Below are 19,631 nucleotides of genomic sequence, written 5' to 3'. Positions count from 1 at the left end.
GTGAATTGACCACGCTATGACATCAGAAGGATCGGATACCACCGCCATCACCCTGCGTACACCCGTTAAGGATGATGGCTTCAGGCTCCATAATTTGGTGGCAGAATGCCCCCCTCTGGACCCTAACTCGATTTACTGCAACCTGTTGCAGTGCAGCCATTTTGCCGATACCTGCGTAGCTGCGGAGAAGAATGGCGACCTGGTCGGCTTTATCTCCGGATATATCCCCCCTAAAAAACCCGAAACCGTGTTTGTATGGCAGGTAGCTGTCCACGAGAAAGGTCGTGGACAGGGTCTGGCCAAGCGGATGCTTAAAGCCATAGTGGCTCGGGAAGCGTGCAAAAACGTTACCCACATGGAAACCACAATTACCGCTGATAATGAAGCCTCATGGGCATTGTTCCGTTCATTTGCCCGGGATATGGGTGCAGAACTTGAGCACCATGAGCATTTTGAAAAAGACACGCATTTTGGCGGCCTGCACGATTCTGAATTTCTGCTGCGCATCGGACCGTTTACCAGGCAGGCGTAACGCTCTGCCAGGAAGGACTCCACGCACGCTGAGCGAATCGGTGATGGGGTTGCAACTGCATCCCCTGCCGATTCGGATCCCCAAGTTTGATTTGCAAAGCCGTAAGGCAAAGAGGTAACACAATGGAAATTTTCAAGTCCACTGAATCTGAAGTACGTGTATATAGCCGTGCTTTCCCGGTGATTTTTAATCGCGCCAAGAATGCGCATCTTTACACTGAAGACGGCAAGCAGTATCTGGACTTCCTGGCCGGTGCCGGCTCACTGAACTATGGCCATAATAACGACATTCTTAAAAAAGCATTGCTTGAATACATTGAGGCTGACGGTGTAAGCCAGAGCCTTGACCTGTTTACAACGGCCAAGCATGACTTTATCTCGTCATACAAGAAGTACATTCTTGATCCCCGTGGACTCGACTACAAAATGCAGTTTACAGGCCCGACTGGCACTAACTGTGTTGAAGCAGCCCTGAAACTGGCGCGTAAGGTAAAAGGCCGTACCGGTATTATTTCCTTCACTAACGGTTTCCATGGGGTGACTATGGGGGCAGTGGCTGCAACGGGCAACAAGCATCACCGGGGTGGTGTGGGTGTGCCTCTGAGCAATGTCGACTTCATGTTCTACGACGGTTACCTGGGCGACGATGTTGATACCCTCGCGGTTATGGACAAACTGTTGTCTGACAGCTCTTCCGGTGTTGAAGTGCCTGCAGCGGTAATCGTGGAAGCCGTTCAGGGCGAAGGTGGCCTCAATGCTGCCCGTGCTGAGTGGCTGAAAGGTCTGGAAGCATTGTGCAAGAAGCATGACATGCTGCTGATTCTGGATGATATCCAGGCAGGTAATGGCCGTACCGGTGAGTTTTTCAGCTTCGAGTTTGCGGGAATCAAGCCGGATATCGTCACCGTCTCCAAGTCTCTGAGTGGCTATGGCTTGCCAATGGCGCTGGTACTGCTCAAGCCGGAACTGGATATCTGGAGTTCAGGTGAGCATAACGGGACTTTCCGCGGTAACAACATGGCGTTCATTACCGCCCGTACGGCAGTAGAAACCTATTGGAAAGATGATAAGTTCGCCAATGAGGTCAAAGAAAAAACCCAGGTTCTGGGCGATGCTCTGCAGGCGATTTGCGATAAGCACCCGGGGCAGTTCAGAATGAAAGGGCGCGGATTGATGCGAGGCATTGAGGCCACCCATGCAGATATTACAGGCCCGATTACCAAACGAGCTTTTGAGCACGGCCTGATCATAGAAACCAGTGGTCCGAATGATGAAGTCATCAAATGCCTGATGCCGCTGACAACCAGCAAGGAAGACCTGAAACTGGGTGCCGAACTGTTGGCAAAAAGTGTCGATGAAATCATGCAGGAAGGAATCCGGAAGGCGTCGTAAGGTGTCCCCGTCATTCCGGACATTCAGACTGCAGGGTAAGCCAGGGTAGGAATATGACAAGTCAATTACATACCGTTGAGAAGATCGGCGGTACCTCGATGAACGACTACGAAGCTGTGCGCGACAACATCATTGTCGGAAATCGTAGCAAGGAAGATCTCTATCAGCGTATCTTCGTGGTGTCCGCATACGGAGGGGTAACCAACGAACTGCTGGAGCACAAGAAAACCGGGGAGCCGGGTGTCTACGCTCTGTTTGCCGATGCAGAATCTGACTGGGCCTGGGGTGATGATCTTACAAAGTTGGTAAAATTCGTCACCGACATCAACGGCAAGCTGTTTGAAGATCCGATGCTCAAGCAGCAGGCAGATCAGTTCATTACTGACCGCATCGAAGGCGTTCGGGGCTGCCTTATTGATTTGCAGCGCCTGTGCTCCTATGGCCAGTTTCAGTTGGCAGAACACTTGCTGACGGTGCGAGAGATGCTCGCTGGTATCGGCGAGGCCCACAGTGCCTTCAACACCACCCTGAAACTCCAGCAGGAAGGCATCAATGCAAGGTTTGTGGACCTTACCGGTTGGCGTGACAGCGAGTTGCTGCCTCTGGACCAGAAGCTGAAGCAGGCTTTCGATGCCGTGGATCTGAGCCGGGAACTGCCGATCGTGACCGGATACGCCCAGTGTGAAGAAGGCCTGATGCGCACATTCGACCGCGGCTACAGTGAAATGACTTTCAGCCGGGTTGCTGTGATTACCGAGGCCCGTGAGGCGGTTATTCATAAGGAATACCACCTGAGTTCAGCTGACCCCAACATTGTGGGCGCAGAAAAAGTAGTACCCCTGGGGCGCACTAATTACGATGTGGCTGACCAGCTGGCCAACCTGGGCATGGAAGCGATTCACCCCCGTGCCGGTAAAGGCCTGCGCCAGGCGGAGATTCCCCTGCGGGTGATGAATACCTTTGAGCCTGAGCATACGGGTACTCTGATCACCGGTGATTACGTCAGTGAGAAGCCACAGGTTGAGATTATTGCCGGCGCCAAGGGCGTGTTTGCCATAGAGGTATTTGATCAGGATATGCAGGGTGAGCCTGGCTCGGACCGTCGTATCCTGGATATCCTGAGTCGCTTCAAAGTGCGCTTCATGGCCAAGGATACTAACGCCAATACTATTACCCATTACGTGGACAGCACACTCAAGCACGTCAAACGCGTGGTTGAGGCTCTGAAGGGCGAGTTTCCAAACGGTGAGATAATTACTCGTAAGGTGGCCGTGGTTTCAGCTATTGGCAGTGATATAAAAATGCCTGGCATTCTGGCGCGGTCGGTCAAAGTGCTCGCTGATGAAGAAATCAATGTGCTGGCGGTACATCAGTGCATGCGACAGGTGGATATCCAGTTTGTGGTTGATGAGGATAACTATGAGAAAGCGATTATCGCTTTGCATGGTGTTCTGGTTGAGCCCCACAACCACGGGTACGCCATAGTTGCAGCCTGATGAGTTCAGCCTTCTGAGCCGTTACAGATGACCCCGGGGTTTGAAACAAGGCGAATGGCACTGGCTGTGCTGTGGGCAATGAACCAGGTGGTCGTTAACCATGCCGGTAGCCTGCATGAACGCATAGACAATGGTTGGCCCTACAAACGTAAAGCCGGCACGCTTCAGCGCCCGGGACATGGCTTCGGATTCTGGCGTGGTAACAGGTACTTCATCAAAGCTGCGCCAGTTGTTCTGTATGGGGCTGTTTTCGACAAATGACCAGAGGAAGTCTGAAAATCCGGCGCCTTTCTCTTGTATATCCAGAAAGCCCCTGGCGTTTTTGATGACTGACTGTATTTTCAGTCGGTTTCGTACAATGCCGGGGTTCTGCATAAGCTCGGCAATTTTTGCGTCACCGTACTGAATGATCTTTTCCGGGTTGAAACCATCATAGGCAGCCCGGTAACTCTCCTGTTTACGCAGAATTGTGATCCAGCTCAGGCCAGCTTGCTGACCGTCCAGACAGAGTTTTTCGAAAAGAGCCAGGTCGTCGTATTCGGGCCTGCCCCATACAGTGTCATGGTAATGCATGTACAGGGGGTCGGTGCCACACCATGGGCAACGGCTGGTTGTGCCCGGGGTTGTGGAAGCTGGGTTGTCCTGGTGTTCACTTGGCATATGGCGCTCCTCCGGGATTTTATCCGCGTTTTGAGCTGATTCTGCGCTGAAACATGGGTTCCCAGTGTGTATCCAGCGGTTCTGCAACACTCAGGCTATAGTCTTCGGGTGGTGGTTCCAGCAAGGTGATGGTTGGCCATGTACCGAAATGGCCGCCTTCGGTTTGCCTGAAAACAAGTGAACATAAAAAGCCTTCTGTATAAAAGGCGCAGGCCTGCCAGTGATCGTCTGGCTGATCGCCATAGAGTTCGAAATCCCGGCGTATTTCCAAAGATTGCAGATTTCCTGCGATACCCCTGCCAGTCGCCTTCAGCCACGCTTCTTTAAGGGTCCAGGCCCGGAGAAACATGTGCGCGTCGTCCTCCTGAAACAGCCATTCCTGCTCGATGGGTGAGAACCAGCGGTTGGCCACCTTTTGCCATTGTGGATGCCTTTTGCTGGGTTCAATGTCTATGCCCAGTGCAGAGCCATACTGAGTGCTGCAAGCGGACAAGCCATGACTATGGCTCAGCGAGATATGCCAACCTTTCGGGATGGCGGCAGTTGTCGGGCGTCCTTCCGTCGGCCAGCATTGATCCGGCTCTGTAAAACTCGCCCGGCTTAACGCCTGGCGGATGAGCCAGCGGCTGGTGAGGAACTCTGCTGCGCGGGTTTCGCTGAGCCCGGAATATCTTTCGAGCTCGTTTGCCGTCAGCCAGTCTGGCGCAACTTCCGGTACTTGTCCGATCTGGTGACACAGGTGGATGACCGGCTTGTGCCGGACTCCGATGAGATCAGGGCTGGAGTCGTTGGATGAGCCAGGCATCGCCTTCCCTTACGTATTCGAAGCGATCGTGGAGACGGCTGGGGCGACCCTGCCAGAATTCGATGCGCTCGGGAACGACCCGATAACCACCCCAGAACCCGGGTAGTGGTACTTCGCCTTCACTGAACTTACGCTTCATTTCAGCTACTTTCTGCTCCAGAAGGCCCCGGGAAGTGATGGCTTTGCTCTGCTCTGATACCCATGCGCCGATCTGGCTCCCCCTTGGTCGGGAGGCAAAGTATTTCAGGGATTCGGTTTTGCTGACCTTCTCGACATGCCCCTGAATACGTACTTGCCGGTTCAGACCGATCCAGGGGAATAGCAGGGCTGCCCGGGGGTTCTCATCAATTTCCTGAGCTTTCCGGCTTCCGTAATTTGTGTAAAACACAAACCCGCGCTCATCAAAATACTTCAGCAGCACCGTACGCAGGTCTGGCATGCTGTCAGCGCCGGTGGTGGCGAGAGACATGGCGTTGGGTTCGAGAATACCGGCTTCCCGGGCATCACCGAACCAGGTTTCGAACTGCATGACCGGGTCGTCGCTCATCGCCTCGCGGTCAATCCCTTCACTTTCAAAATCCCGACGCATATCGCCGATGTCCATAAACCTTCCTCTCATTCGTGTTCAAACAATGGCGCGGAGCAGGTACGACTCCTGAGCATATCGGGTTCGGGGCTTGCTGTCAGCGCCACTTGTGTCGCAACTATTTACATAAAGACAACATTAAAGTGTGAACGGGCCTGTACTACTTTAGTATACCCTTGTGTCCTGAGTCGGGACTGCCAGTCATAACTGGCGGAAGTGGCCAATATACACATTTAAAGAGAAGAGTTGATCAATGATAGCTGCGTACGATTTGCCACTCGTGATGTCTTCGTTCCTTGTTGCTGTACTGGCAGCATACGCAGCTCTGTACTTCGGCGCGAGGCTGGTTAGTTCCAAAGGTGTTGAGCGATGGCGCTGGCTGGTGTCTGGAGCTCTTCTGATGGGGACGGGCGTATGGACGATGCATTTCGTAGGGATGCGGGCGATGCCAATGAAAATGGCCATGTCCTTTGATATCCCGATGACGTTGGTTTCCTGGTTTGCGGCAGTTTTAGCTTCGGGTATTGCCCTGCACATTATTGGTCGAAAGCACCTGGGCTCTGTGTTGTTTATTGGTGCCACGCTGTCCATGGCCAGTGGTATAGCGATCATGCATTATCTGGGGATGTACGCCATGCGGATGTCCGCACCACCGGAGTTCAACACCGGTTTTCTGGTGCTTTCCATCGCAATTGCAGTTATCGCCTCGGGTTCCGCTCTGGCCTTGTGCAGGAAGTTGCAGGGAATGGAAGGCTCCAGTGCCCTGGTCGTTCAATTTATCGCTGCGCTGGTGATGGCTGCGGCAATTTGTGGCATGCATTACACCGGGATGATGGCGATGACGTTCCCCGAAGGTGCCGTTCCCGCCATTGATAATGGTTTGCGTGGAAGCTGGATGGGTATTCCCCTGGCAATCTTTTGCATGGCGCTGCTTTCTGTTGCCCTGGTTGTGACCGCTCTGGACGTTCGTTATCGCCGGGAATTGGCCGAACGAAAAGTGGAAGACGATAAGCGAGTCGCGGAACTGGCGTATTCAGACTCCGCTACCGGGCTACCAAACCGTTCCGCCCTTGAGCAGCGGATGCTGGATATATTTGCCCTGGGTGACGCCCGGAAAAACGCCTTTGCACTGGTATACATGGAGATTGCCAACTTCCGGGAGCTGTCTTCCGGCAAGGATAGTGAGTCGGTCAACCTGCTGGTCAGCAAGATCAGCGAGCCGCTCAGGAAACAGATGTCCAAAGATGTCCTTCTGGCCCGGTATTCGCCGAATAGTTTTTTTGCTCTGGTGCCTGAACATGAAAGTGCACGACATGCCCCCATGTATCAGTGGATCCGGGAACATGCTGGCACAACTTCCATGCCGGTACTCTGGCGCACCGGCCAGTCCGTATATCCGGTAACCGGCAATTCGACACGAAAGCTGATACGGGCTGCAATTCTTCCACGAGACCCTGGCGAGGTCGGCCGATTCACCGATATGACCAGGGAAACAGAACTGACAGGCGCCGATCTGGCCTTGAACAGCTGACAAAGCGGCACCTGGCCGACTATCCTAGAGAGCAGGCAGGAGGGCACATCCGCCCCGGTCAACCGCTGCTCATGAGGAGATATCCGTGGCTCAGAGCCGTCAGTACAGTCGTATACCCCGGAATCTGTTGGTCGGATTTCTGGTTCTTTTGATTCTGTATAGCCTTGCAGGCTTTCTGCTTTTGCCATGGTGGCTGAAAAAGCAGATCCCGGAACAGCTGAGCCAGCGCATGGAGTGGCAGGTGGAGATCGCTGATATCAACACCAACCCTTTCGCGTTGAGTGTTGAAGCCCTTGGAATCTTGATGCAGGACAGGGGGGGAGAGCCTGTTGTTGGTTTCGATCGGCTGATCATTGACATGGATTTCTTTGAGCTTGTCAGTGGTGTTGTGGGTTTTGAGAATATTGAGCTTGAGGAACCCTTTATACGGCTGGACCTGCTGGAAGACTACAGTGTGAATTTCGTACGAGACTTTCAGGCTGCCAGTGCGGGGGACAGCGGGCAAACAACAGATCAGGCGGGCGGAGACGAAGATCAGTCACTGCCTGCGTTGTATTTTGAACAGCTTACAATAAGCGGCGGGGAGCTGTTGTTCCGGGATTTTACCCAGTCAGATATGATGGAATTCCGGATTACACCGCTGGATCTTTCTCTGAGCGATCTCGCCACCTGGCCACGGAACGACCGCAACAGCGATTATCATCTGCAGGCCGCTCTGGGTAATCAGACCATTGAGTGGCAGGGTAATCTCAGCATCACGCCGCTTTATTCCAGCGGCAACCTTGCCATTTCCGGTGTCGATCACGAGACTCTCGGGCATTTCCTGGCGCCATACCTTCCCTACGATTTGCGCGGTGGCATAGTAACAGTGCACTCCGATTATGAGCTTCAGGCCGGTGATATTCTGCACTTTTCCACCAGCAATGGTCGCTTGTTGGTGGAAGACCTTGCCATGGCCCCGGATACGCAGAGCGAACAGGCCCGCCTGACTGCGGGATCCATTGCCATTGATGATATAGGTTTTGATCTCAACGCCCGTGAGGCCAGTGTTGGGCAGATTTCTCTGGAACAACCGGATATCGCCCTGGCGCGCAACAAAGCGGGAGAAATCGACTGGCTTGGAGCTTTGTCCTCGGTTGCGGAGACGGATGAGATGAGCGGGTCAGGTACGGAACTGCCAGAACCTGAGGCAGCTGAACAGCCGTTCCACTGGTCTCTGGGGGGCATCAGTCTTTCCGGTGGGCGAGTGCTCTGGCAGGATCAGCAACCAGAGGCTCCAGCAGAACTCGCGCTTGAACAGCTGTCGCTGACCACCGGCGGCATAGACAGCGGGATGGAAGACCCGATGTCGTACCAGCTGCAGACAGCTCTGGCCAGCGGTGGTGAACTCTCTTTGAACGGCCAGCTTACGCCTCAGCCTTTTACGCTGGAAATGGCCCTCTCCGGTTCAGACATTCTTCTTGCGGCGCTTGAACCCTACTTGCAGGAAGCAGCTAACCTTGCGGTTGTGGACGGTAAATTAGGGCTGGATGGAAATCTGGATCTGGATGGCCAACAGGAACCCTTAACCGGTACTTTCAGCGGCACCGCTGAGGTTTCAGGGCTGAACCTGCAGCTGCCTGGCAGCAATGAGAAGATGATTTCATGGCAAACGCTGCAGTTAGCTCCCATTGAGTACAACGTGTATCCGGCCCGGCTGGAAATTGGCACTGTTACCCTCACCAAGCCGGCTATCAACCTGGTGCGCAACACCAACAGCCTTCATAACATAGAGCAGATAGTTTCCCGGACCGAGACAGATGAGGCCTCTGCGGCGCCAGAGCAGAGTGCCGCAGAGACGTCACAGTTTATCTTCCGTATTGGCCAGTTAATGATTGAAGACGGGGGGCTCGATTACACCGACCGAACTCTTGACCCTGCATTTACGACCTCTCTTGATCAACTTAACGGAACGGTTACCGGCCTTAGTAATATTTCACCCCAGCAGGGCAAAGTTGCTCTGAGCGGGCGTGTGGGAAACAGTGCCAGCGTTGTGTTTGATGGCACGATTGGCACCCTTGGAACAGAAGAAACCAGTGATCTGAAGCTGGAAATGAAGGACTTGTCACTACCAGCTCTTTCACCCTACTTCGGCCGCTATCTCGGCTACAGTGTGGACAGCGGAAAGCTGGAACTGGATCTCGATTATGAGATTTCCGGCACTCAGATCAAGGCATCGAACCGGGTTGTTATGGATCGTCTCGAGTTGGGGCAGGCCATTGCCAGTGAAGAAGCCGTAAATGCGCCTGTGAAACTCGGGCTGGCCCTGCTGAGAGATGGCGACGGGGTCATTGAAGTGAACCTGCCCGTCAGCGGTGATCTGGCCAGCCCCGATTTCAGCGTTGGCCAGGTGGTCATGCGGGCATTTGTGAACCTGCTGGCGAAAGCTGCTACCTCGCCGTTCGGCGTGCTGGGCTCCATTGCTGAGCTCGCCGGCCTGAGTGGCGAAGAGCTGGGTCAGGTGAGTTTTGAGCCGGGCACCACCAGACTTGCTCCGGGTGAGCCCGAAAAACTCGCGGTTCTTGCAGAAGCTCTTCTTGACCGCCCGGATCTGTTGCTGAATATCCGCGGTGGGGCGTCTCCCTCGGTTGACGGGCTGGTACTTCTTCGGGATGAAATGGCAGCCAGCCAGGGGGCAGAACTGTCGGAACAGGAGTGGGCAGACGCCCGTGAGGCATATCTGGCCGGGAATCGTACCCTGGCACCTGAAGCGCTGAACAATCTTGCCAGCGCGCGGGGCACGGCCCTGCTGGAGCTGCTGCGAGATACTCATAAGGTTCCGAGTAACCAGTTATTCATGCTTGATTCTTCGCGCAACGCCGAGGCAACAGACGATGGCAATGTCATCGTCGGGTTTACACTGGACGCCCGTTAAGGCTGTGCCGGATTACTCAAGGATATTAAAAGGAATGAAGCCCGTGCCCAAGGTCAGTAGCCATTTTTTTGCTTACGTTTCCCGTTTGCGCTGGATCAAGCGCTGGGGGCTGATGCGTAACGCGATCGAAGAAAATGTAGCAACCCATTCCTGGGAAGTGGCCACTCTGGCCCACGCACTGGCACTGATCCGCAACCGACACTTTGGTGGCCGGGTAAACGCTGACAGAATTGCTGCCGCAGCGCTCTATCACGATGCAACTGAAGTCATAACGGGTGATATGCCCACACCCGTGAAGTATCACTCCCGGGTTATGCGGGAGGCTTTTGGTGACATTGAACACAAAGCAGAAGAGGAACTGCTGGCCTTGCTGCCAGAGGATCTGCGGGAGGATTTTTCACCTTATCTCCGGGAGTCCCGGCTGCCGGCTGAAGACAGTGAGCTGATCAAGGCGGCAGACCGCTTGTCAGCCTGGCTGAAATGTCAGGCGGAAGTGCGGGCAGGTAACCGGGAGTTTGAGCCTGCAGAGAAGCAGATCCGGCAGAGGCTTGAACAGGAATCGTTGCCGGAAGTCGCGTATTTTATGGAAGTGTTTGCCCCAGGCTATGAAAAGCCACTGGACAACCTGCTGGGATGATCCCGGCAGGCTGTCCACAGGTTCGCAAAGGTCAGACGCTGCTGGCGCCGCCAACCAGGCCGCCACGCAGGCCGTCTTTTTGCAGTGACTGCCGAACCACGTCTTCCGGGCTGCCGGCCAGTTCCCGGAACATGCCCATAGAGCCCAGCAGAGCAGAAGACTCGTAGGGCACAAACACCCGCTCTCCATCTTTTGCCATATTCGGCAAAACCTTGATGTAGCTTTGTCCCAGAAGGTAGCCGATAACTGTCTGTTTGTTGTCTTCGGAATCGCCGATGGCGCTGAGCACCAGGCGAATGGATTCCTGCTCACCCTGAGCGCGCAAAATGGCGGATTCCTTGTCACCCTGGGCATTGAGGATGGCAGATTCGCGCTGGCCCTGTGCCTTGGCGATCGCTGCAGTTTTTTCACCTTCAGCTTCGGTGACAGTGGCACGGCGCTTACGCTCTGCGGCCATTTGCAGGCGCATGGCATCCTCCACTTCTTCCGGCATACTGATGTCCTGAACTTCCACCCGGGTCAGCTTCACACCCCATTTTGAGGCTGCCTCTTCCATTTCTGCCTGAATGGCGTTGTTCACTTCTGCGCGGGATTCGAACAGTTTATCCAGCTCCATCTTGCCCACTACTGAGCGCAGGGTTGTTTTTGCCAGTACTTCAACGGCCTGGCTCATATTGGCCACTTCGTACACTGCGCGGCGAGGATCGATGATCTGGTAATAAAGCGCACCGTTGATCTTTACGGTCACGTTATCAGTGGTCACTACAGGCTGGCCCGGGAAGTCCATTACCGTTTCCCGTCGGTCAATGCGGCTTTCATCGGTGATCATCGGGTGGTATTCCTCACCCATGCGGACATAGCGGAGCATGGTGATGGCGCGGGGGCGCTCGATAAAGGGAATGATGATGTTAACGCCGCTTTCCAGCACGCGGTTGAACGAACCCAGACGCTCAATAACCATAACTTCAGACTGACGGACAATCACCAGTCCTTTGGCGATGATGAATATGCCGATAGCGACAACAATCAGGCTGATGATCAGCCCCGGTGAAATGTAGGGTTCCATGCTTACTGTTCCTTTTTTGTGACGGTTTGAACAACGGCGGTAGTGCCGTCGAATTGGCTGAAAATAACGTCGGTTCCCTCGGGAAAATCCGTGGCTCCGGTCGCTTCGTCTCTCAGCCGGTAAAAATCGCCGTTAATCTTGATGCCTGCAGCGCCATCAAAATCCCGTTTCAGGGTGCGATAGCGCTGCCCTTGTTCCACGCCGGTACCAGTGGTTCCGTAAGCTACGCCTTTCGGTGAAAAGCGCGGGCGGATCCAGCGGATAGCGATGGGCACCAGTAGACCAGAGAACACGCCCATGCCTACAAGCTGCCACTCGAATGACATGCCGATATAGGCCAGCAGAGCGGTAAGAGCAGAAGCAATGCCCAGTGCCAGCAGTAACAGCACACCGGATGTCAGCTCAGCCAGGCCCAGCACGAGGGCGAGAATCAGCCAAAAATGCGTAAGACTCCATTCCATACAGAAAATCCGCAGGTTCAGGGTTTAAGTAATCCGCAAGGCCGAAGCCCGGGGAGATTCAGGATTGTACCCAAAAGCACAGGCCGAGTCAGAGTGGCTGGTGTATGAATACAACCGAAAGCGGTGCCGCTCTGTGCAATGGGTTTGATAGACTGATGATGACGCCGTCTGATAAAGCGGTTCAAACTATTACCAAAGGCATTTTTAAGAATAAACCCCGCAGGACTATGTACACCTGATGCCGTAATGGCAAGGAGTCGTTTCGTTTTATGTGTGAATTACTGGCCATGAGCGCCAATACACCAACCGACCTTTGCTTCAGCTTCACCGGGCTTACCCGCAGAGGCGGAGATACCGGGCCTCACAAGGATGGCTGGGGTGTGGCTTTTTACGAAGGCAAGGGAGTGCGGGCTTTCCACGATGTGGATGCCAGCTCCAACTCGCGCCTTGCGGAAGTGGTTCAGACTCATCCTATTAAAAGCGAAGTGGCGGTTTGCCACATCCGCCAGGCCAACGTGGGCGAAATCTGCCTGGCCAATACCCATCCATTTATGCGCGAACTCTGGGGCCGTTACTGGGTGTTTGCCCACAATGGACAGCTTTCTGAATTCCGCCCATCCCCGGGGTTCTATGAGCCGGTTGGCGACACGGACAGCGAGGCGCTGTTCTGCGACATCCTCAACCACCTGCGCACTCACTGTGATCGTAACGATTCTGACGGTACCATTACTGAACATCTGGTTCAGCTTTCAAAAAACTACGCCGATCAGGGAGTTTTCAATCTGTTACTGAGTAATGGCGACTGGCTGTTCAGCTACTGTAGCACCAAAATGGCGAGTATTACGCGGCGAGCTCCCTTTGGCCCCGCCCGGCTTAAAGATGCAGACGTTATTGTGGATTTCGAATCTGAAACCACGCCAGATGATATTGTAAGCGTTATTGTAACCGAGCCACTGACCACCGATGAAAAGTGGGATGTCTATCAGCCTGGCGAATGGCGGTTGTGGCGCAAAGGAGTTGTGGAACGCAGAAGCTGACCTCATATTTATGGATGCAACCCTACCTATACCTGAGAACCTGATATGACATACCGGCCGGATACGCACAGCAAGTTGTTTGGATACCTGCTCTGGATCTTCGGATTCCTCGGGGCTCACCGTTTTTACTATGGAAAACCTGTTACCGGAACCATCTGGTTCTTCACCTTCGGACTGTTCCTGATTGGCTGGATTGTCGACTTCTTCCTGATCCCATCCATGGACGAACAGGCAGACCGCCGGTTCCGTGCGGGTGCGATAGATTACAACATTGCCTGGCTGTTGCTCACGTTCACCGGCGTTTTCGGCTTGCACAGGATGTATATGGGCAAGTGGATCACAGGAATTATCTACCTGCTGACCGGCGGCCTCTTTCTGATTGGTATTCTCTATGATTTCTGGACATTGAATGATCAGATTTCAGAGCGTAATGGCGAAATCAGATTCAGTTGAAGGCGCCCTGCTCCAGCTCCGCCAGCCCGTCTTCCAGGTAATCCAGCATACGCTGGAGGCTTGGAAGTGTGCGGCGGCAGCCGATCAGACCGAACTCTATATGATCGTTGTAGCTGGTTAGTGTCATGTTCAGGGCAAGCCGGTCCATAGCGATGGATACGGGGTATATGCCTTCCAGCCTCGCGCCGTTCCAGTAACAGGTTTTTTTGGGCCCCGGCACGTTGGAAATGACCACGTTGAAGGTCTGCCACTTCGGAGTCATCCCGGTGAGCAGATGAAAGGCCGCGGGTGCCAGAGTCAAAGCCGTGTAATTGACGATTTCTTCCGGTGACATGAGCGCGTAACGGTCTTTCGTTTCCTGAATACCCTGATGAATCTTGAGCAGCCGGGTGCCGGCGTGGTTTTCATCCGTATACAGGTTGGCCAGAATAACGCCTACATGGTTGCCTCCGGCCGCCTTATCGCAGTCGGAGCGCTCATACTTACGCAGTGAGACCGGCACCATGGCAATCAAGGGTTTGTCCGGCAGCGCATCCAGGTTCATCAGGTAGGTGCGCAGAGCACTGGCACACATTGCCGTGACCACATCGTTAACTGTTGTACGATAGGCCTTGCAGACCGCCTTGATCCGCTTCAGGCAGTAAGACTGAGCAGCGAAGCGGCGGGAGCCCGTAATTTTCTGGTTCAGAATGCTGCGCGGCGCCTGAAACACAGACTGATGTGCCGGGTTTTTGCGGCCGGTGTTAATGGTGCGCAGCAATTCCCGTGCAACAGCCGGCACCGTGCCCAGCTGCTTTCCCGATGCCCCCAGCAGCTGTCCGACACTGTGCCACAGTGAAGGCCCACTCCCATCTGCATCTCGCTTCGGTTGCGCCGACACATCCCACAGAGGCGGCATGTTGCGCTTTGAGGGGTCTGTTGTCAGCATCCGCTGGATTATCTTCATTGCAGAAATACCATCCACCAGGGAATGGTGAACCTTGATGTAAACCGCAAACTGCCTGTCTCCCAGCCCTTCAATGAGGTGAAACTCCCAGAGGGGGCGTTCACGATCCATCAGATGCGAATGTTCGGCAGAAACAAAAGCAAGCAGCTCACGGACACGCCCCGGCGTGGGCAGAGCTTCAAAACGAACGTGGTGCTCCAGATCCAGATGTTTATCGTGAACCCAAACCGGTTGTCCCAGCCGGCTGTCGAGACGACGGTCAAAAGGCGACGTCACCTCTGTATTGTTACGGAGCTGCTCAGCAAGCCTGGTGACATAGTCATCCGGAGCGTCGTCGGGAAACGAGAAAATCTGCAACCCACCCACATGCATGGGTTGCTGGCGTTTCTCCAGCCACAGGAAAAGCTGGTCAGTAGGGCTGAGAGGCTTCACGGGCGGCACCCCTTTTTATTGGTGATCCTTGTCTTGTTTCAGGCCGCCACAGCTTCCCTTTGATCTTCAGGGATCCCCAGGCGGATCTCGTTGCCATCCAATAGAACCGGATAGGTTTTCACCATAACAGAGTCGTCTTCCAGACAGACACCGGTTTTCAGATTGAAGTGTTGTTTATAAAGTGGTGACGCTACAACCGGCGCACCTTTAAGGTCCCCAGTGATGCCGCGAGCCAGAACATTGGCGCCACTGAACGGGTCGGTATGGCTGATGGCAAATAATGCCGGCAGCCAGTGCGGCATATAAAACACCGCAACCGGCCCATCCTTGGTCCAGACTGCAATTCCGGATTCCGGAACCAGATCATCGATAGTACAAACCGCATTCCAACAAGTACGAGCTTTCATCTGTATTTTCCTTAAGCTTTCGATTTTCGATTGCCGGGATTTCTGCCAGCGAGGGGGGCGGGGTGCTTTTCCTCTGGGAAAAACAACTCGCTGCGCTCAGACATTTTTCCCGGCGGAAAAGCACCCCGCCCCCCTCTCACCTTCAACTCTGGGGAGGTTACGCAGACTCCAGAACAGGCCGTCTCTGGCCCCGCTCACTGGTCCACTGCTGCACCGGATCTTTCTGTTCAGGCTCATTCACAAACTCCCGGAACCGCTTGCGCTTCTCGGGATCTTCCACTGCCGTTTTCCACTCACACTGATACGTATCGATAACGTTGCTCATGTGCTCTTCCAGCTCGGCACAAATACCCAGACTGTCTTCCAGAACCACCTGCTTCAGATAGTCCAGACCGCCCTCCAGATTCTCCATCCACACACTGGTGCGCTGCAGCCGGTCGGCCGTGCGCACATAAAACATAACCACCCGGTCGATAGTGCGGATCAGCTCTTCATCAGACAGATCTGTGGCGAACAGGTCGGCGTGGCGCGGGCGCATACCACCATTGCCGCAGACATAGAGATTCCAGCCATTCTCGGTGGCGATAACCCCGAAGTCCTTGCTCTGAGCCTCCGCGCACTCGCGGGTACAGCCAGACACAGCCATCTTGAACTTGTGTGGTGCCCGCAGGCCTTTGTAGCGATTCTCCAGCCGGATCGCCATGCCGACGCTGTCCTGCACACCGTAACGACACCAGGTTTTGCCGACGCAGGATTTCACTGTGCGCAGGGACTTGCCGTATGCGTGACCGGTCTCGAATCCAGCGGCGATAAGCTTCTCCCAGATCTCCGGCAGTTCAGTCAGCGTGGCGCCGAACAGGTCAACCCGCTGGCCGCCTGTGATTTTGGTATACAGGTCGTATTCCTTGGCTACCTCACCCAGCACAATCAGTTTGTCCGGAGTGATCTCGCCGCCCGGGATCCTCGGCACAATGGAGTAGGTGCCGTTCTTCTGCATATTGGCCATGAAGGTGTCATTGGTGTCCTGCAACGGCACATGGTCGGTAGCAAGAATATGGTCGTTCCAGCAGCTAGCCAGAATGGAAGCGACTGCGGGTTTACAGATGTCGCAGCCGTGGCCTTTGCCATGCTGGGTGATCAATGTGCGGAAGGTGCGGATGCCATTGACTTTTACCAGATGGAAGAGCTCCTGACGGCTGTACGGAAAGTGTTCGCACAGGTCCTTGCTCACTTCTACGCCGCGCTTTTCCAGCTCACAGTCCACCACATTTTTGAGCAGGGCGGTGCAGCCGCCGCAGCCTGTACTGGCCCGGGTTTCTGCCTTGACGCTGCCAAGGTCGGAGCAGCCAGCATCGATAGCACAGCAGATATCGCCTTTTGTTACGTTATGGCAGGAACAGATGGATGCCGTCTCTGGCAGTGCATCCGGCCCCAGTGCAGGTGCCCCGCCCTGGCTTTCCGGCAGGATCAGGGCTTCCGGGTTTGCAGGCAGGGTTATGCCGTTGAGCGCATACTGCAACAGGGTGTCGTAGTGGCTGTTGTCACCGACAAGGATGGCGCCCAGCAGCGTCTTGCCATCCTCGCTGATCACCATGCGGCGGTAATGGCCGGCCTGTTCATCGTTAAAGCGTATGTTGCGGGCGCCGGGTGTCTGGGCATGGGCGTCGCCAATGGAGCCCACATCCACTCCCAGAAGTTTGAGCTTGGTGCTCATGTCGGCGCCGGTGAAGGCTGCTTCCTGATCACTGTTCAGAACGGCGGACAGAGTCCGGGCCATGGTGTAGCCGGGGGCCACAAGGCCGAAAATCTTCTGCTCCCAGAGCGCGCACTCGCCAATGGCATGAATATGGGGATCCGACGTGGTGCAATGATTGTCGATAACGATGCCGCCGCGTTCACCAATCTCAAGGCCACTGGCACGGGCGAGAGCATCCTGTGGGCGGATGCCGGCGGAGAAGACAATCAGGTCTGTTTCCAGGAAAGAGTCGTCGCTGAAATTCATGCGCAGGCGGGCATCCTCGCCCTCAGTAATGGCCGTGGTTGCTTTCTCTGTATGTACCTTGACGCCCAGCTCTTCAATCTTGCGTCGTAACAGAGCACCGCCGTCGGTATCGAGCTGAACTGGCATCAGTCTGGGTGCGAACTCAACCACCTCAGCTTGTAGCCCCAGACTCTTGAGAGCGTTGGCGGCTTCCAGCCCCAGCAGGCCACCGCCTACAACCACCCCGGTCCTGGCCCCTTCAGAAGAGGAACGAATGGAATCCAGATCATCCAGAGTGCGGTAAACCAGGCAATGAGGGCTGTCATTACCCTTGATTGGAGGCACGAAAGGAAAAGAGCCAGTGGCCAGTACCAGTTCATCATAGTGGTAGCTGCCCCGGGGAGTAACCAGGGTGCGGGTCTCCCGGTCAATGCCGGTTACCTGCTCGTTCAGGTGCAGCTGGATGCCCTGCCCGGTGTACCATTCCAGCGTACCCATCGCCAGATCTGAATGGGTAGAACCATCGAAATACTCGGACAAATGGACTCTGTCATAGGCCAGTTGCTTTTCCTCACCGAAAACGATGATTTCATAGTCATCGGCAGCGGGGCTGCTGGTGAACTGCTCCAGAAAATGGTGGCCTACCATGCCGTTGCCAATAACGACCAGGGTTTTCTTGCTCATAGTGATGTCCTCTCTCCTGGGCAACGGCTTAAGCCGCTGCCTCGCAAAACGATTTGCCAAAGGGCAGTTGAGCCCGGATCTGGTGGATGTCGGTCTTGCTGGTAATCAGCTCCTGGTACCAGGGGCCCTGACTGGTGTTTCCTACCAGAATGGCGCCGACCAAGCGGCTGTTGCGAACCAGTAGGTGGTTGTAGCTGTCTGTTGCCAGGTCCTGCCAGATGAGGGATTCGGTATGCTCATCAGGTGCCTGTTGGCCGCATGAAAAAACGGGTATGCCACTGATTTTCAGGCGGGTTGCGATAACCGAAGGTTGGTATGTGGCGCTATCTGTAGTTCCTGCAAGCAGATTTGCCAGGATTTTTGCGTGCTGGTAGCCGGGCTCTACCAGCCCGAAGGTCTCACCGTTAAATTCACAACATTCGCCAAGGGCAAATATGTCTGGATGGCTGGTCTGAAAGTGGGCATTTACCTGAATGCCCCGCCCGCAAGCGAGACCGGCACTTTGTGCCAGTTTTCTATTAGGGGTTATGCCCGTGGCAAGAACAACCAGATCCGTGTCGATCAGGGACTGATTTGTCAGTTGAATGCCGCGAACACGGTTCTGACCGAGTATCTGCAGTGGCGAGGCCGAAGTAAGAATATTGATGCCGCGAGCAGTCAGGGCGTTGGATAAGAGTTTGCCGCTTTCCGGGTCCAATTGCCGGTTAAGGAGATATTCGCTTCGGTGCAGAACCGTTACATTCATGCCTCGGCGCAAAAGCCCCTCGGCAGCTTCCAGCCCAAGGAAGCCACCGCCTACTACGACGGCCCGTTGCAGGCTTTGGCTTAATTCAATCAGGGTGCGGGTGTCATCAAGATCCCGGAAAGTCATAACGCCGTTCAGATCTTCGCCGGGAATACCCAGGCGGGCAGGACTGGCTCCGGTTGCTATAACCAGGGTGTCATACCTGTAAACGCAACCAGTGCTTGTGGTCACCGTGTGTTTGTCTGGTGCAACAGTCTCTACCGTTTCCCCGCGATGAACCTGAATACCATAGCTGGTAAACCAGTCGTCGGGTTTCAGGGTCAGGCTGTCTTCGCTGGTATCTCCGCAGAGCAGGGCTGAAAGCTGGATCCGGTTGTATGCTGCACAGGCCTCACCGCTGAACACAATAATATGTCTGTAGGGGACCGGAGCTTTGTTTACCAGCTCTTCAAGGAAGCGCTGGGCAACCATTCCATGTCCACAGACGATCAACGTGGGTTCTGTCTTCCGGATCATTTTTTCTCCCCGGTCCTTATTTTGGCCAAAAAAAAAGCCGGAGCATCTCGTCCCCTTAGGGAGTTGATGGTCCGGCGCCAATGCCAACAACAATGATCTGATGGTCCGACCTGATCCATGGCCGGAATATTCATCCTTACCATAGGTAAAGCGATCTTCGTGCCAGTTTTGCAAGTTCTGTTAAATCAATAACTTGAATGAAGTCTGGTTTTCAAGTGGCATTTGAAACCCACAAACCTGCCCTGTGGCGGGGCGGCTTGCACGACTTTGTGGCTTTTTACTGGCGCGGTAATTGCTCTGATACCATGGTGCCCTGTAACGCAATTACATGGCCGTATGCACGGAGTCTTG

At 54.6% G+C, this 19,631-nt stretch carries 17 protein-coding genes; 8 read left to right on the top strand and 9 right to left on the bottom strand.

All coding sequences use genetic code 11. The features are described from left to right. The first annotated feature begins 16 nt into the window (after positions 1-16). The 3 genes from ectA to DS878_RS01185 all read left to right on the top strand — a co-directional run bounded on the left by ectA (position 17) and on the right by DS878_RS01185 (position 3,419). Positions 17-532, top strand: a complete 516-nt coding sequence (gene ectA / locus DS878_RS01195) for a diaminobutyrate acetyltransferase (protein ID WP_113814111.1) — start codon at positions 17-19, stop codon at positions 530-532. Between the two features lie 122 nt (positions 533-654). After that, positions 655-1,923 carry a diaminobutyrate--2-oxoglutarate transaminase gene (ectB, locus tag DS878_RS01190; RefSeq protein ID WP_113814110.1) on the top strand — a complete coding sequence of 423 codons (1,269 nt, stop codon included), beginning with the start codon at positions 655-657 and terminating at the stop codon, positions 1,921-1,923. 53 nt (positions 1,924-1,976) lie between these two features. After that, positions 1,977-3,419 carry an aspartate kinase gene (locus DS878_RS01185; protein WP_113814109.1) on the top strand — a complete coding sequence of 481 codons (1,443 nt, stop codon included), beginning with the start codon at positions 1,977-1,979 and terminating at the stop codon, positions 3,417-3,419. Positions 3,420-3,440: 21 nt separating this feature from the next. Here the strand turns inward: DS878_RS01185 and DS878_RS01180 are convergent, their stop codons facing one another. From DS878_RS01180 to pdxH, 3 genes are read right to left on the bottom strand one after another with little or no spacing between them, the layout of a single operon-like run. Then, positions 3,441-4,079, bottom strand: a complete 639-nt coding sequence (locus tag DS878_RS01180; protein ID WP_113814108.1) for a DNA-3-methyladenine glycosylase I — start codon at positions 4,077-4,079, stop codon at positions 3,441-3,443. A gap of 19 nt (positions 4,080-4,098) precedes the next feature. Continuing rightward, on the bottom strand, positions 4,099-4,884 hold the full coding sequence (locus DS878_RS01175; RefSeq protein ID WP_113814107.1) for a 4'-phosphopantetheinyl transferase family protein: 786 nt from the start codon (positions 4,882-4,884) through the stop codon (positions 4,099-4,101). Then, positions 4,853-5,488, bottom strand: a complete 636-nt coding sequence (gene pdxH / locus DS878_RS01170) for a pyridoxamine 5'-phosphate oxidase (RefSeq protein WP_113814106.1) — start codon at positions 5,486-5,488, stop codon at positions 4,853-4,855. Before pdxH ends, DS878_RS01175 begins: the two co-directional genes overlap by 32 nt. 235 nt (positions 5,489-5,723) lie before the next feature. Here pdxH and DS878_RS01165 point away from each other — a divergent pair, with 235 nt between their 5' ends. From DS878_RS01165 to yfbR, 3 genes are all read left to right on the top strand, one after another. Then, positions 5,724-7,001 carry an MHYT domain-containing protein gene (locus DS878_RS01165; protein ID WP_113814105.1) on the top strand — a complete coding sequence of 426 codons (1,278 nt, stop codon included), beginning with the start codon at positions 5,724-5,726 and terminating at the stop codon, positions 6,999-7,001. A gap of 85 nt (positions 7,002-7,086) precedes the next feature. Then, entirely contained in the window at positions 7,087-9,915 is a 2,829-nt protein-coding gene (locus DS878_RS01160) for a DUF748 domain-containing protein (protein WP_113814104.1), read from the top strand. A 34-nt stretch (positions 9,916-9,949) separates the two neighbouring features. Beyond that, positions 9,950-10,552, top strand: a complete 603-nt coding sequence (yfbR, locus tag DS878_RS01155; protein WP_410003439.1) for a 5'-deoxynucleotidase — start codon at positions 9,950-9,952, stop codon at positions 10,550-10,552. Positions 10,553-10,583: 31 nt separating this feature from the next. Here yfbR and DS878_RS01150 read toward each other — a convergent pair whose 3' ends face one another. Then, a complete protein-coding gene (locus DS878_RS01150) occupies positions 10,584-11,618 on the bottom strand; it encodes an SPFH domain-containing protein (RefSeq protein WP_113814103.1) in 1,035 nt (344 codons plus the stop codon). Between the two features lie 2 nt (positions 11,619-11,620). Further along, on the bottom strand, positions 11,621-12,079 hold the full coding sequence (locus tag DS878_RS01145; RefSeq protein WP_113814102.1) for an NfeD family protein: 459 nt from the start codon (positions 12,077-12,079) through the stop codon (positions 11,621-11,623). Between the two features lie 269 nt (positions 12,080-12,348). Here DS878_RS01145 and DS878_RS01140 point away from each other — a divergent pair, with 269 nt between their 5' ends. Then, positions 12,349-13,116, top strand: coding sequence for a class II glutamine amidotransferase (locus DS878_RS01140; RefSeq protein WP_113814101.1), 768 nt, complete (start codon positions 12,349-12,351; stop codon positions 13,114-13,116). 45 nt (positions 13,117-13,161) lie between these two features. After that, complete coding sequence (locus tag DS878_RS01135) at positions 13,162-13,569, top strand: NINE protein (protein ID WP_113814100.1); 408 nt, start codon at positions 13,162-13,164, stop codon at positions 13,567-13,569. Here the strand turns inward: DS878_RS01135 and DS878_RS01130 are convergent. The 4 genes from DS878_RS01130 to DS878_RS01115 form a co-directional block, all read right to left on the bottom strand. Further along, entirely contained in the window at positions 13,562-14,947 is a 1,386-nt protein-coding gene (locus DS878_RS01130) for a WS/DGAT/MGAT family O-acyltransferase (RefSeq protein WP_113814099.1), read from the bottom strand. The genes DS878_RS01135 and DS878_RS01130 overlap by 8 nt on opposite strands. Before the next feature lie 38 nt (positions 14,948-14,985). Then, complete coding sequence (gene nirD, locus DS878_RS01125; RefSeq protein ID WP_113814098.1) at positions 14,986-15,354, bottom strand: nitrite reductase small subunit NirD; 369 nt, start codon at positions 15,352-15,354, stop codon at positions 14,986-14,988. A 157-nt stretch (positions 15,355-15,511) separates the two neighbouring features. Next, on the bottom strand, positions 15,512-18,019 hold the full coding sequence (nirB, locus tag DS878_RS01120; protein WP_113814097.1) for a nitrite reductase large subunit NirB: 2,508 nt from the start codon (positions 18,017-18,019) through the stop codon (positions 15,512-15,514). Between the two features lie 28 nt (positions 18,020-18,047). Then, a complete protein-coding gene (locus tag DS878_RS01115) occupies positions 18,048-19,280 on the bottom strand; it encodes an NAD(P)/FAD-dependent oxidoreductase (RefSeq protein WP_113814096.1) in 1,233 nt (410 codons plus the stop codon). Positions 19,281-19,631: the final 351 nt, after the last annotated feature.

It is taken from the genome of Marinobacter sp. F3R11, assembly GCF_003318275.1.
Classification (GTDB): Bacteria; Pseudomonadota; Gammaproteobacteria; order Pseudomonadales; family Oleiphilaceae; genus Marinobacter.
The sequence above is the reverse complement of the archived record's forward strand: the minus strand, read 5'-3'. Positions and strand labels throughout refer to the sequence as shown.

Excerpts from the sequence above, each read along its gene's own strand:
- DS878_RS01175 (WP_113814107.1), bottom strand. The coding sequence starts at position 4,884 with ATGCCTGGCTCATCCAACGACTCCAGCCCTGATCTCATCGGAGTCCGG.
- DS878_RS01135 (WP_113814100.1), top strand. The coding sequence starts at position 13,162 with ATGACATACCGGCCGGATACGCACAGCAAGTTGTTTGGATACCTGCTC.
- ectB (WP_113814110.1), top strand. The coding sequence starts at position 655 with ATGGAAATTTTCAAGTCCACTGAATCTGAAGTACGTGTATATAGCCGT.
- DS878_RS01145 (WP_113814102.1), bottom strand. The coding sequence starts at position 12,079 with ATGGAATGGAGTCTTACGCATTTTTGGCTGATTCTCGCCCTCGTGCTG.
- pdxH (WP_113814106.1), bottom strand. The coding sequence starts at position 5,488 with ATGGACATCGGCGATATGCGTCGGGATTTTGAAAGTGAAGGGATTGAC.
- DS878_RS01180 (WP_113814108.1), bottom strand. The coding sequence starts at position 4,079 with ATGCCAAGTGAACACCAGGACAACCCAGCTTCCACAACCCCGGGCACA.
- DS878_RS01165 (WP_113814105.1), top strand. The coding sequence starts at position 5,724 with ATGATAGCTGCGTACGATTTGCCACTCGTGATGTCTTCGTTCCTTGTT.
- nirD (WP_113814098.1), bottom strand. The coding sequence starts at position 15,354 with ATGAAAGCTCGTACTTGTTGGAATGCGGTTTGTACTATCGATGATCTG.
- DS878_RS01185 (WP_113814109.1), top strand. The coding sequence starts at position 1,977 with ATGACAAGTCAATTACATACCGTTGAGAAGATCGGCGGTACCTCGATG.
- DS878_RS01150 (WP_113814103.1), bottom strand. The coding sequence starts at position 11,618 with ATGGAACCCTACATTTCACCGGGGCTGATCATCAGCCTGATTGTTGTC.
- yfbR (WP_410003439.1), top strand. The coding sequence starts at position 9,950 with ATGAAGCCCGTGCCCAAGGTCAGTAGCCATTTTTTTGCTTACGTTTCC.
- DS878_RS01115 (WP_113814096.1), bottom strand. The coding sequence starts at position 19,280 with ATGATCCGGAAGACAGAACCCACGTTGATCGTCTGTGGACATGGAATG.
- ectA (WP_113814111.1), top strand. The coding sequence starts at position 17 with ATGACATCAGAAGGATCGGATACCACCGCCATCACCCTGCGTACACCC.
- nirB (WP_113814097.1), bottom strand. The coding sequence starts at position 18,019 with ATGAGCAAGAAAACCCTGGTCGTTATTGGCAACGGCATGGTAGGCCAC.
- DS878_RS01140 (WP_113814101.1), top strand. The coding sequence starts at position 12,349 with ATGTGTGAATTACTGGCCATGAGCGCCAATACACCAACCGACCTTTGC.